The 13,035-nt window shown below is 63.6% G+C and carries 12 protein-coding genes; 7 read left to right on the top strand and 5 right to left on the bottom strand.

The features are described from left to right. Positions 1-31: 31 nt before the first annotated feature. The 3 genes from ispH to GO606_RS01040 are packed head-to-tail and all read left to right on the top strand — an operon-like array spanning position 32 to position 5,444. Positions 32-970, top strand: a complete 939-nt coding sequence (gene ispH, locus GO606_RS01050) for a 4-hydroxy-3-methylbut-2-enyl diphosphate reductase (protein WP_169118978.1) — start codon at positions 32-34, stop codon at positions 968-970. 57 nt (positions 971-1,027) lie between these two features. Further along, positions 1,028-2,329, top strand: a complete 1,302-nt coding sequence (locus GO606_RS01045) for an efflux RND transporter periplasmic adaptor subunit (RefSeq protein WP_246979265.1) — start codon at positions 1,028-1,030, stop codon at positions 2,327-2,329. A 10-nt stretch (positions 2,330-2,339) separates the two neighbouring features. Then, a complete protein-coding gene (locus GO606_RS01040; protein WP_169118977.1) occupies positions 2,340-5,444 on the top strand; it encodes an efflux RND transporter permease subunit in 3,105 nt (1,034 codons plus the stop codon). An 82-nt stretch (positions 5,445-5,526) separates the two neighbouring features. Here the strand turns inward: GO606_RS01040 and GO606_RS01035 are convergent, their stop codons facing one another. Continuing rightward, positions 5,527-6,627, bottom strand: coding sequence for an aromatic ring-hydroxylating oxygenase subunit alpha (locus GO606_RS01035; RefSeq protein WP_169118976.1), 1,101 nt, complete (start codon positions 6,625-6,627; stop codon positions 5,527-5,529). Between the two features lie 130 nt (positions 6,628-6,757). Here GO606_RS01035 and GO606_RS01030 point away from each other — a divergent pair, with 130 nt between their 5' ends. Genes GO606_RS01030 through folE2 form a run of 4 tightly spaced genes read left to right on the top strand, consistent with a single transcriptional unit; the run spans position 6,758 to position 10,656 of the window. Beyond that, positions 6,758-7,003, top strand: a complete 246-nt coding sequence (locus tag GO606_RS01030; RefSeq protein WP_169118975.1) for an exodeoxyribonuclease VII small subunit — start codon at positions 6,758-6,760, stop codon at positions 7,001-7,003. Continuing rightward, complete coding sequence (locus GO606_RS01025) at positions 7,000-7,896, top strand: polyprenyl synthetase family protein (protein ID WP_169118974.1); 897 nt, start codon at positions 7,000-7,002, stop codon at positions 7,894-7,896. The genes GO606_RS01030 and GO606_RS01025 overlap by 4 nt, the downstream gene beginning before the upstream one ends. Before the next feature lie 24 nt (positions 7,897-7,920). Further along, positions 7,921-9,783, top strand: coding sequence for a 1-deoxy-D-xylulose-5-phosphate synthase (gene dxs / locus GO606_RS01020; protein WP_169118973.1), 1,863 nt, complete (start codon positions 7,921-7,923; stop codon positions 9,781-9,783). A gap of 54 nt (positions 9,784-9,837) precedes the next feature. Beyond that, the gene (gene folE2 / locus GO606_RS01015; protein WP_169118972.1) at positions 9,838-10,656 is read left to right on the top strand and encodes a GTP cyclohydrolase FolE2; all 819 of its coding nucleotides are present in this window, start codon (positions 9,838-9,840) and stop codon (positions 10,654-10,656) included. Positions 10,657-10,739: 83 nt separating this feature from the next. On the opposite strand, the gene GO606_RS01010 is transcribed toward folE2, so the two are convergent. The 4 genes from GO606_RS01010 to GO606_RS00995 all read right to left on the bottom strand — a co-directional run. Further along, complete coding sequence (locus GO606_RS01010; RefSeq protein ID WP_169118971.1) at positions 10,740-11,189, bottom strand: MaoC family dehydratase; 450 nt, start codon at positions 11,187-11,189, stop codon at positions 10,740-10,742. 196 nt (positions 11,190-11,385) lie between these two features. After that, positions 11,386-11,964, bottom strand: coding sequence for an IS630 family transposase (locus GO606_RS01005; protein WP_169118970.1), 579 nt, complete (start codon positions 11,962-11,964; stop codon positions 11,386-11,388). Then, positions 11,906-12,610: a winged helix-turn-helix domain-containing protein gene (locus tag GO606_RS01000; RefSeq protein WP_169118969.1), complete on the bottom strand. Its 705-nt coding sequence runs from the start codon at positions 12,608-12,610 to the stop codon at positions 11,906-11,908. Before GO606_RS01000 ends, GO606_RS01005 begins: the two co-directional genes overlap by 59 nt. A 234-nt stretch (positions 12,611-12,844) precedes the next feature. Continuing rightward, positions 12,845-13,035, bottom strand: a 191-nt coding sequence (locus tag GO606_RS00995; RefSeq protein ID WP_246979263.1) for an ATP-binding protein, incomplete at its 5' end; no start/stop codon positions are given.

Raw genomic sequence — 13,035 nt, 5'->3', positions numbered from 1 at the left:
CCTCGGCCCCCAGCCTTCGCAGGAACCAGCCATGAACGACAAGGAAATCCTGCTCGCGAATCCGCGCGGCTTCTGTGCGGGCGTCGAGCGGGCGATCGAGATCGTCGAGCAGGCGCTCGCACGTTTCGGCGCGCCGATCTACGTACGCCATGAAGTCGTGCATAACAAGTTCGTCGTCGACGGACTTCGTGCGAAGGGCGCGATCTTCGTCGAAGAACTTGATGAAGTGCCGACCGGCCAGACCGTGATCTTCAGCGCGCACGGCGTGCCGCAGGCGGTGCGCAGCGAAGCGCAAAGGCGCGGCCTGCGAGTCTTCGATGCGACCTGCCCGCTGGTGACCAAGGTGCATCTGGAAGTCGCCCGCATGCGCGAGCAGGGGCGCGAGATCGTGATGATCGGACACAAGGGTCACCCCGAAGTCGAAGGGACGATGGGTCAGGTCGGCGACGGCATCCACCTCGTCGAGGTCGTCGAGGACGTCGCGAACCTCGAGGTCGCCGACCCGCAGCAGCTCGCATACGTCACGCAGACAACTTTGTCGGTCGATGACGCCGCGACGCTCGTCGCCGCACTCCGGGCGCGTTTCCCGGCGATCGTCGGACCGAAGAAGGACGACATCTGCTACGCGACGCAGAACCGCCAGGACGCGGTGAAGTTCATGGCGCCGCGAGTCGACGTCGTGTTCGTCGTCGGCTCGCGCAACAGTTCGAATTCGAACCGCCTGCGCGAAGTTGCCGAACTGCTCGGCGTGCCGGCGTATCTCGTCGATAACGCCGCAGGCATTGACCCGGCCTGGCTCGAAGACAAGAAACGCGTCGGCGTCACCGCCGGCGCGTCGGCGCCCGAAGTGCTCGTCGATGCCGTCGTGGAGCGTCTGAAGGCCCTGGGCGGACGCTCTGTTCACACACTCGAAGGCGTGCCCGAACGAATCACTTTCCCGCTACCGAAGGAGCTCCAGGCGGACGCCTGAACACCCCCGAACGCCCGCCCCTGCGGCGAACTTGGCTGCGCCTTGCGTGCACACGTCGTGCCCGCAAGTCTGTTGTCTGCAGGCAAAGAATGCTGTTATCCATCGAATGTGCGGCAATCCTTCTCCGCCGTAGATCGTACGCACCAGCGGAATGACCCGCCGTCCGGACAGCCGGTCCGGCGCGGAACCCGTTCCTGCTGCCCGAGGGGGGCTTTTGCCGCGATGAAAATCAAACATTTCGACAGGCTGGCGATCCTGCTGCCAGTTGCCGCACTCGCGATCCTGAGCGCGTGCAGTTCGCCCGATGCTGAAACGCCGCGGGACACATCCACCGCAGCAGCATCTCCTCGCCCTGCGCTTACCGTGCAACCGGTCGCACCCGTAACCGTCACTTGGGCAAAGACGATTGCCGCGACCGGCAATATTGCCGCCTGGCAGGAAACGGTGGTCGGCAGCGAACTCGGCGGCCTGCGCATCGCCAAAGTGCTGGCGAACGTCGGCGACACCGTGAAGAAGGGGCAGGAACTGGTCGTGCTGGCCGACGATGTCGTGCAGGCAGACCTTGCGCAGGCGCGCGCCCAACTGCAGGAAGCACGCGCGATGTACGCCGAAGCCCGCGCGAACGGCGACCGCGCCCGACGCTTCCAGCCCACCGGCATGATGAGCCAGCAACAGGTCACTCAGTATCTGACGGCCGAGCAGACCGCGAAATCGCGCATCGAACTGTCCGCCGCACGCGTGCAGCTTGCCCAATTGCGCGTGCGCCAGACGCGCATCCTGGCCCCCGACGACGCGCTGATTTCGGCGCGCGCGGCGACCGTGGGCACCGTCCCCCAGGCGGGACAGGAACTGCTCCGCCTGATCCTGCGGGGGCGCCTGGAGTGGCGCGCCGAGGTGCCGGCCGATGATATCGGACTTGTCAGACCCGGCGACCTCGCCAGATTGAAGCTGGCCAACGAAGCAAACCTCACGGGCCGGGTACGCAGCATTGCACCGTCAATCGATCCACAGACACGCAACGGCATCGTCTATGTCGACATCAGCAGCGATGGGGCAAAGGCCGGCATGTTCGCGAGCGGCGAAATCGCACCCGCCGCACAATCGGCAACGCCGGTGCTGAGCCTGCCACAGTCCGCCGTCCTTCTTCGAGACGGCTTCTCCTATGTGTTCCGCATCGATCAGAATGGCTTGCTGACGCAGACGCGTGTCGTCCCGGGACGCAGACAGGGCGACCGCGTCGAGATCCTGTCCGGCATAGCAAAGGACGAGCAGTTCGTCGAAAGCGGCATCGGCTTCCTCAGCGACGGCGACCCGGTCGAGGTGACCGGTACCGCACCGGCCGCCTCCGCACAGCATTGAGGGCGCACGCATGAACGTCTCCGCCTGGTCGATCCGCAACCCGGTACCGGGCGTGCTGCTGTTCATCATGCTGAGCCTGCTCGGCGTGTTGTCCTTCGCGCAAATGAAGGTCCAGAACTTCCCCGACATCGATCTCCCGATGGTTGTCCTGACCGCGAGCCTGCCGGGAGCCGCTCCAGCACAACTGGAAACCGAAGTCGCACGCAAAGTCGAAAACTCGATCGCGACGCTCCAGGGCGTCAAGCACATCTACACCCGCATCCAGGATGGCGTCGCCACCATCACGACGGAGTTTCGGCTCGAAAAACCGACGCAGGAAGCCGTCGATGACGTACGCGACGCCTTCTCGCGCGTGCGCTCAGATCTGCCCGGCGATCTGCGCGACCCGGTCATCCAGCGCTTCAACCTGTCCGGCCTGCCCATCGTCACCTACACGGTCGCATCCGACGCCCTCGACGAGGAAGCGCTGTCGTGGTTCGTCGACAACACGGTCGCCAAGGCGCTGCTTTCGGTGCCCGGCGTGGGGCTCGTGTCGCGCGTCGGCGGCGCGACCCGTGAAGTGCGGCTGGAACTCGATCCGGCCCGGCTGCTCGCGCTCAACGTCACGGTCGCCGACATCTCCCGCCAGTTGCGGCGCATCCAGCTCGAATCCTCGGGCGGCCGCGCCGATCTCGGCAGCGGTGAGCAGGCCGTGCGGACGCTGGCGACGGCGCGGAGCGCCGCGCAGCTCGCCGACATGGAAATCGTGCTCAGCGACGGCCGCCACGTCCGTCTGGGCAACCTGGGGCGGCTCGAAGACACCGTCGCCGAGCGGCGCTCCGCCGCGCTGCTCGACGGCAAACCGGTGGTCGGTTTCGAAATCGTGCGCGCACGCGGCGCAGGCGAAATCGAGGTCGCGGAGGGCGTGGCCCGCAGGATAGAGCAACTGGCCAAGGCGCATCCCGAGATCGCCTTCAGGGAGGCATACAACTTCGTCGATCCGGTGCGCGAAGGCTACCATGGCTCGCTGTGGCTGCTGGCCGAAGGTGCCATCCTCGCCGTGATCGTCGTGTGGTTCTTCCTGCGCGACTGGCGCGCGACATTCGTCGCGGCCACCGCGCTCCCGCTGTCCGTGCTGCCTGCGCTGATCGGTATGGAATATCTCGGTTTCTCGATCAACGTCGTCACCCTGCTGTCGCTGTCGCTGGTGATCGGCATCCTCGTCGACGACGCGATCGTCGAGATCGAGAACATCGTGCGCCACCTCGGCATGGGCAAGACGCCGTACCAGGCCGCGATGGAAGCCGCCGACGAGATCGGCCTCGCGGTCATCGCCACCACCTTCGCGCTGGTCGCGGTATTCCTGCCCACCGCCTTCATGAGCGGCATCTCCGGCAAGTTCTTCAAGCAGTTCGGCTGGACGGCGGCGCTGGCGGTGATGGCCTCCCTGCTGGTTGCGCGGATGCTCACGCCGATGATGTCGGCCTACCTGCTGCGATCGGCGACACACCAGGCGCACGAAGGCCGGTTTACGGCGCTCTACCTGCGCTGGGTGGGCTCCTGCTTGCGCCACCGCCGGCTCACGATGCTCGCCGCGACCGGCTTCTTCGTCGGGTCGCTGGCCCTGATTCCGCTACTGCCGACCGCGTTCATGCCGCCCGATGACCTCGCCCAAACACTGGTTTCGATCGAACTGCAGCCGGGAAGCCGCTTTCGCGACACCTACCGCGCCGCCGAGCAGGCGCGCGCGATCCTCGAACGCAATCCGCACGTGAAGCAGGTGTACACCGCCGTCGGCGCAGGCACGGCCGGCGCCGACGCCTTCACGGCGGGCGGCGCACCGGAAGTGCGCAAGGCCTCGCTGACGATCAATCTCACACCACGCAACGAGCGTTCGATCAGCAAGCAAGCGATCGAGGCGCAGCTGCGCGAAGCGATGCGCGCCCTCCCCGGCGTGCGAGTGCGTGTCGGTCTCGGAGCCAGCAGCGAAAAGTACGTCCTCGCACTGACCGGCGACGACGGTGACGTGCTGTCACGCGCCGCGCGTGAAGTCGAACGCGAGTTGCGCACGATTCCGGGCATCGGCAACGTGTCGTCGAGCGCGAGCCTCGTGCGACCGGAAGTCGTGGTGCGACCGAATTTCGCACGCGCCGCCGATCTGGGCGTGACGGCCGCAGCGATTTCCGACTCCCTGCGCATCGCCACGGCAGGCGATTACGACTTCGGACTCGCGAAGCTCAATCTGTCCGAGCGCCAAGTGCCCATCGTCGTGCGCCTTCCCGAGGCGGCACGCGGCGACCTTGAGTTGCTCGCGCGGCTGCCTGTGCCGGGCCGACAGGGAAACGTGATGCTTGGCAATGTCGCGGACATCAGCATCGAAAGCGGTCCGTCGGAAATCGCGCGCTTCGACCGCCGCCGCAACATCAACTTCAATATCGAACTCACGACGCACCCGATCGGCGAAGTCGAGGCCGCCGTGCGCGCGCTGCCGTCCTTGCAGGCACTGCCCGCCGGCGTCACCTGGCAGCCGCTCGGCGATGCCGACGAAATGCGCATCCTGTTCAAGAGTTTCGGCCTCGCCATGCTGACCGGAGTGTTGTGCATCTACATCGTACTGGTGCTGCTGTTCCGTGAATTCACGCAGCCGGTCACGATTCTCGCGGCGCTGCCGCTGGCCATCGGTGGCGCATTCGTCGCGCTGCTCGCCACGGGCAGCAGTTTCTCGATGCCCTCGCTGATCGGTCTGATCATGCTGATGGGGGTGACGAGCAAGAACTCTATCCTGCTCGTCGAGTACGCCATCGTCGCGCGCCGCGACCATGGGTTGTCACGCCGCGACGCGCTCCTCGATGCCTGTCACAAGCGCGCCCGTCCCATCGTCATGACCACCATCGCGATGGGTGCCGGCATGCTGCCGATGGCGCTCGGACTCGGCGTCGATCCCTCGTTCCGCGCGCCGATGGCGATCGCCGTGATCGGCGGTCTGGTGACCTCGACCTTTCTCAGTCTACTGGTGATCCCGGTAGTGTATACGCTGGTCGATGACCTGCTCGGCTGGTGGCGGCGCAAGCGCAAACACGGCGCCCGCCCTGTCGCCGGCGGTACTCAGGGACAATCCACCGGCATGGAAGGCTGACGCCCCGCAGCTTGGCTGCCGGCAACAAGAACCCGGGCGACGCGTACGGCCCGACGGTGCGGTGCGACGAGGGAACAGCGCCTTACAGGTGTTCGCCCATGACGCGCCGGTAGAATTCATGGAAATGCTGCATCCCGTCCTCGAGCGGCGACTGGTACGGCCCGACCTCGTCGAGCCCTTCCTGCAGCAACGCCCAGCGACCCCGGTCCATGCGCTCACCGATGTCGTCGTCCTCGATCGCAGTCTCCATGTAGGCCGCCTGCTCGGCTGCGACGAACTCGCGTTCGAACTCGACGATATCCTCCGGGTAGTAAAACTCGACGACGTTGGTCGTCCTGTTTACGTCGCGCGGGATCAGCGTGCTGACCACCAGCACGTGCGGATACCACTCGACCATCACGTTCGGGTAATACGTCAGCCAGATCGCGCCCTGGGCCGGGCGGCTGTCGCCGTAATAGGCGAGGATCGCCTCATGCCACTTCCGGTATGCGGCCGAACCGGGCTTGGCCAGCGAAGTGATGCCCACGCGCTGCACCGAATACCAGTCGCCAAATTGCCAGGTCAGGTCGTCGCAGGTGACGAAGCGCCCCAATCCGGGATGGTAGGGCACGACGTGGTAATCCTCGAGGTACACCTCGATAAAGGTCTTCCAGCTGTAATTGCATTCGTGAATCTCGACCCGATCGAGCTTGAAGCCGGAAAAGTCGAGTTCCGACGCCACCTCCATCCCCGCCAGGTCGGCATGGGCCGAGCGCGGACCGGCGAACAGCAGCCCGTGCCAGTTTTCCAGCGCATCGCGCTGGAGGCCGAGGCACGGATTCTCGGGAAAATGCGGCGCGCCCAGCAGTCGCCCCTGCTGGTCGTACGTCCAGCGATGGACCGGGCAGACGATTCGTTCGGCAGTACCTGCGCCCTGCAACATGATCGCCTGGCGGTGGCGACAGACGTTCGAAAGGCGATGGATGCCGTCCTGCGTGCGAAACAGTAGCCTGGAGTGGTCCAACCATTCCAGGGAGCGATAGTTTCCGACTTCCGGTACCATCAACTCGTGGCCGACGTACCCCGCCCCGCCCTGGAACAACAGGCGCTTCTCGAGTTCGAAGATTTTTTCGTCGAAGTACATCGAAACCGGCAACTGGGAAACCGCCGGGGCCATTTTGGCCTTGGATGCGAGCTCGGACATCCCCCGAACCTCCGATGTAAATTCCAAGAAATTCGGAAAAAATGAGCGGATGATTCTATTCGAGAAGTTGTTTGACCGCCAGTAGCCCGATCGGTTACTTTTCCCCCTTTTATTTTCACGGCTTCGAGTCATGGCCAAGGCCCCAACTGCGCCAAAATCCTTCGAATCCGCCATTGCCGAACTCGAAGCGATTGTCCAGGAAATGGAAAACGGAGCGATCTCGCTCGAGCAGGCACTGGAACGGTATCAACGCGGCGCGAGCCTGCTGAAACACTGTCAGGAAACCCTGCAAGCTGCCGAACAGCGGGTGCGCCAACTGGAAAACAACGTTCTCGCTCCGTTGAATCCGGCTGAAGACATGAGGGACCAGGAATGAGCCACACGAATTTTTTGGCCTGGATGGAAGCCATCCAGCGACGCTCCGAAACTGCGCTGGAAAACCTCCTGCCCGACGCGGACATCGCTCCGGCGCGGCTTCACGAAGCAATGCGCTATGCCGTACTCGGTGGCGGCAAGCGCATCAGACCGCTGCTCGTCCATGCAGCGGGAGGTCTCGTCGGGGCTGCCCCTGAACGGCTGGACAAAGTTGCCTGTGCCGTCGAGCTGATCCACGCCTATTCGCTGGTCCACGACGACTTGCCCTGCATGGACAATGACGTGCTGCGGCGCGGCAAACCGACCGTGCATGTCGAATACGACGACGCCACCGCGTTGCTGGTGGGGGATTCCCTGCAGGCGCTCGCCTTCCAGTCCCTCTCCGAGCACCCGCTGAACGATGACCCCTCGGAGCAGCTGGCGATGATCGCCCGGCTCGCACGCGCGTCCGGCTCGCGGGGCATGGCCGGCGGGCAGGCGATCGACCTTGCCGCGGTCGGGAAACAGCTTAGCCGTGAAGAACTCGAATACATGCATATCCACAAGACCGGGGCGTTGATCCGGGCCTCGGTACTGCTCGGAGCAGCGTGCGGCACAAAACTCGATTCCGGCCGCCTGGAACGCCTCGATCACTACGGGAAGCTCGTCGGCCTGCTGTTCCAGATCGTCGACGATATCCTCGATACGCAGTCCGACACGGCGACGCTCGGAAAAACAGCCGGCAAGGATGCCGACAACAACAAACCGACTTACGTAACCCTCCTCGGCATGACGGAAGCCCGTGCGCTCGCCGAATCGCTGCTTGCCGACGCCCGTGAAGCCCTCACGCCTTTCGGACCCCAGGCCGCCAGACTCGACGAACTCGCCACTTTCATCGTCCATCGAAGATTCTGAATTCCGATTCCGCCGGACCTGCACATGCCCCCGTACCCCCTGCTTCACCGCATCGACTCACCGTTCGATCTGCGCAAGCTGGACCGTCGCGAACTCCCGGCACTGGCCGCGGAGTTGCGCGCATTTCTGATCGAGTCGGTCTCGAAGACCGGCGGACACCTGTCCTCCAACCTTGGCACCGTTGAGCTGTCGATCGCGCTGCACTACATTTTCGACACGCCGGACGACCGCATCGTGTGGGATGTAGGCCACCAGACCTACGGACACAAGATCCTCACCGGCCGACGCGAGGCAATGAGCAGGCTGCGCCAGTTCGGCGGAATCTCGGGCTTCCCGCGCCGCTCGGAAAGCAGCTACGACACCTTCGGCACCGCGCACTCGTCGACCTCGATCTCCGCTGCGCTGGGAATGGCTGTGGCCGCGCGCGACCGCGGCGAACAACGGCGCTCGATTGCGGTGATCGGCGACGGCGCAATGTCGGCGGGCATGGCCTTCGAAGCCCTGAACAATGCCGGCGACATGCGCGACATCAACCTTCTGGTGATTCTCAACGACAATGAAATGTCGATATCACCTCCGGTCGGCGCGCTGACGAAGATCCTCGCCCGCATGTTTTCGGGCCGGACCTACAATGCCGCGCGCCGTGCCGGCGAAAAGGTGCTCGGCGTATCCCCGCCGATGCTCGACTTCGCCCGCAAGGTCGAAGAGCATGTGAAGGGCCTGATCACCCCGGGAACGCTGTTCGAGGAGTTCGGCTTCCATTATTACGGCCCGATCGATGGGCATGACCTCGACGCCCTGATCCCGACGCTGCAGAACCTGCGCAAGCTCAACGGGCCGCACTTCCTGCACGTCATCACGCGCAAGGGGCAAGGGTACAAGCTCGCCGAAGCAGATCCCGTCCTTTACCACGGGGTATCGACATTCGACCATACAGCGGGCATCCAGACCGCCAAAGGGGGCGCCAAGCTCACGTACACGCAGGTGTTCGGCGACTGGCTATGCGACATCGCCGCGCAGGATGAAAAAGTCATCGGCATCACCCCGGCGATGCGCGAGGGCTCCGGGATGGTGCGGTTCGCGCAGGAATTCCCGGATCGCTACTATGACGTAGGAATCGCCGAGCAGCATGCGTTGACGTTCGCCGCGGGCCTTGCATGCGAAGGCTTCAAGCCCGTCGTGGCGATCTATTCGACCTTCCTGCAACGCGCCTACGACCAGCTCATCCACGACATCGCGCTGCAAAACCTCCCGGTGATGTTTGCGATCGACCGCGCCGGGCTCGTCGGGGCCGACGGCGCGACCCATCACGGGGCCTTCGATCTCTCCTACCTCGCCTGCATTCCCAACCTCGTCGTCATGGCACCCGCCGATGAAAACGAGTGTCGGCAAATGCTCTACACGGCTTATCGCCACAATGGACCCGCCGCCGTGCGGTATCCGCGCGGTAGCGGAATGCAGGTGAGGCCGGAAACCGCGATGTCGGCGCTACCGATCGGCAAGGGCGAGATCCGCCGGAGCGGCCAGCGCATCGCGCTGCTCGTCTTTGGCAGTCTGCTCTTCAATGCACTGCAGGTCGCAGACGAGCTCGACGCGACCGTGGCCAACATGCGTTTCGTCAAACCGCTCGACGTCACACTCATCGAGGAACTGGCCGCCGGCCACGATCTCCTCGTCACCCTCGAAGAAAATTCCGTCATCGGAGGCGCCGGATCGGAGGTGGCGAGAGTCCTGGAAAGCCTGCCAAACCGTCCCCGCCTGCTGCGCCTGGGCTTGCCGGACACCTTCATCGACCACGGAGACCAGGCCCAGCTCCTTGAGCTGGTCGGGCTTGACGCGCCGGGCATTGCGGCTGCGATAAAGCGCAGCTACCCTGACAATAGTTGAGTGTTTTTGTCGGGAATGATAGGATTTGCCATTGGTTTCAATAGAGAACAGCAGATGACTCCCCAACAGGCCCATGCCATTCCCGACGTCCAGAACCTTAACGACAGCCGGAAACTGGCAATCGACAAGGTCGGCATAAAATCCATTCGTCATCCGGTGCGAGTCAGTGACAAGAACGGCGGCGTGCAGCACACGATTGCCGTTTTCAACATGTACGTCGGCCTCCCTCACAATTTCAAGGGGACCCACATGTCGCGCTTCATTGAGATCATCAATGGGAACGAGCGGGAGATTTCGGTCGAGTCCATCGAGCCGATGCTGCGTGAAATGGTCAAGCGCCTTGAAGCCGAGACGGGTCAGATCGAACTCACCTTTCCCTATTTCATCAACAAATCCGCTCCGATCTCCGGAGTGCAGAGCCTCATGGACTATGAGGTCACGTTCACGGCAGAAATACGGGAAGGGGGCGCGTACAGTTTCACGATGAAGACCGTTGTGCCGGTAACAAGCCTGTGCCCGTGCTCGAAAAAAATCTCCCAATACGGCGCTCACAATCAGCGCTCGCATGTCACGGTCACTGCCCAGACGAACAGTTTCCTCTGGATCGAAGAACTCGTGCAGATCGTCGAAAGCCAGGCTTCCTGCCAGCTCTACGGCCTCCTGAAGCGGCCGGACGAGAAATACGTGACTGAGCGCGCATACGACAATCCAAAGTTCGTCGAAGACATGGTCCGGGACGTCGCAGGCCTTCTCAATGCCGAGCCGCGAATCGACTGCTATCGGGTGGAATCCGAAAACTTCGAATCCATCCACAATCACTCGGCGTATGCGCTGATCGAATGCGACAAACGCGCCGGCCTGGGTGCGGGCTGAAGCTGGCGCTCATTCCCGATGTGACGTAATCCTCACCCAACTCACCGACTCCGCCCTCCCTGCTGCCAGCCAAGCAATACCCGTTACGCTCTGGCAGGGAGGTAGATCTCCGCGTGGCCTTCGAGTACCACTTTTCCGGCCACTGTGCAGACAGTATCGAAAAACGCCCGGCGCTTGTGACTCACGAGTTCGCGTACTGTCACACGCGCGACGACTGTGTCGCCGATTTTGACCGGCGCCTTGAAGTTCATCGACTGCCCGAGATAGATGCATCCCGGTCCTGGCAACTTCGTTCCGAACACTGCGGAAATGAAGCTCGCCGACAGCATTCCATGTGCGATTCGTTCGCCAAACATCGTCGACGCCGCAAATTCGCCATCAAGGTGAACGGGATTCGTATCACCCGAAAGGCCGGCAAAAATAGCGATATCCGCCTCCGTCACGGTACGTCCGATCGCCGCTGACATACCTATTTTCAGATCCTCGAAATCATGACCGTAGCACTGCGAAAAGTCGCGGACCGCTTCACTCATCTTGCATCCCGTTTTGGCTGGTTAGTAACATGAAATCCGACGACGACAACCGGCCTAGCCTATTCGCTGTCGAATGAATTTCACTGAGCATATCCGAAATTCCGAAGACATTCTGTACCGGGATCCAATCATGCGGCACCCGTAATGCCAGGTACGCAGAGCGGCCCCCAGGAAATTCGAACTCATACGCATCCCACTAAATTTCCTTCGTAGTTTGCTGCTGCCGAGCGGTTTGTATCCAGGGATAGTCGGTCAATGAGCCCAGGCGCCGAGGGTCTTCTGTCAGGGTCATCCACGCTGAGGCGACAGCGTCCTCGAGGGCCTCGGCATCCGGGTAGATGCGATTGCTCAGATAGCGCTGGCGAAGCTCGCGCCAGACCCGCTCGATGGGATTGAGCTCTGGAGCATAGGCGGGCAGGTGAACGAGGGTCAGGTTGGGCGGGACCGCGAGGCCGGTGCTGTGATGCCAGCCGGCGCCGTCGAGGACCAGGACGACATGGACTTCATCGGGCAGTTGCCGGCCAAGATCGGCCAGCTGCCCGTTCATTGTTTGCGTGTTGGCGGCGGGCATCAGCCAGGCATTGCTTTGACCTGTCTCGGGACAGCAGGCAGCGAACAGGTAGAGAAAGTCGTACTCGGTTTGCCGCGGCGCCCGAGGCCGGCTGCCGGTGTCGGCCCAGATCCGGCTGTTGCTGCCCTGCTGGCCGAAGCGGGCTTCATCTTGAAACCAGAGTTCGATGCGCTGGCCTGGATGGCTCGAGGCGACGGCGGCCAAGGTGTCGGGCAGCTGATTTTTTAAAGGCCGCCTGGGCGGCGGGATCGCTCGCTGGGTGGCTGGGTCGGGGGACCAGGGAGGACTGGCCCAACCGGTGCAACAGGGCGTACACCCCGGACAGCGAATAGTCGAGGCCGAATTCCTCCGCCAGCAGGCAGCGGATGTCTTCCCCTCGCCAGGCAGACAATCCGCTCTCGGGCGGCGGCCCGGCGTGCAGGCGGGCCAGAAAGGCAGCGTATTGCGCCGGCGCCAACCGGGAGCGCGGCCCCGGCCGGGGCCGGTCAGACAATCCTTCGATTCCTTCGGCGTTGTAGCGCTTGATCCACTGCCGGATCTGCACCGCAGTCAGCCCAAACAGCTCATCCGCCTCGTACGCCGAATGCCCCGCCTGAACATAGGCCAGCGCCAGCAGCCGGCAACGCACCCGCGGGTCGGCATAAAGGCGCCGGGCATGATCGGCGTAATGGCGCCACTTGGAGGGGTTTGAAAGTGGCGTTTCGAACGGTGCGCAGGATGGGGTAAAACGCTCATAAGCGCAAGGGCCGAATTGGGCCGAAATATGCGCCGTGGAAGGCCCGGAAAGCGGCGGGCGGACCCGCGAAAGCGGGACGACGCGGGGCCGGCTTTTCGCCTGGAACGGGGTCACGTGGACCGTGGAATAAATGGGCCGGATTCATCGGCCCGTTTATGCCGCGAAAGCCCCTTGACGCCGTGGAGGGTGGCCAATGCTCCGGGGAGGTGCCGGGGATGTTTTCGATCCCCGGCGGCGGCCCCGCGGCGAGCGCGGGGTCTGGGGGCGAGCCCGAGGGGGTTGAGGCAGCGGGATCGCCGCTGAAGGGGTTTGCAGCGCCGAGGATAGTGCTGCAAACGGCCGGCGTCCTTAACGCGCCTTGATCGCCGCCGGTGAGCGCGCCGGCGCCCTGCCCGAGTCCGGCGATGGCTTCGGCGCGCGGTAGCTCTCACCGTCGAGGACGACGCGGTAGGCGCCGTGGCGCAGGCGATCGAGGGTGGCGGCGCCGAGCATGCGGTTGGCGGGGAAGGCATCGCCCCATTCGTCGAAGTCGAGGTTTA

It is taken from the genome of Aromatoleum anaerobium (assembly GCF_012910705.2).
In the GTDB taxonomy this organism is placed as follows: domain Bacteria; phylum Pseudomonadota; class Gammaproteobacteria; order Burkholderiales; family Rhodocyclaceae; genus Aromatoleum; species Aromatoleum anaerobium.
This window is presented reverse-complemented; position numbering and strand designations above follow the sequence as displayed.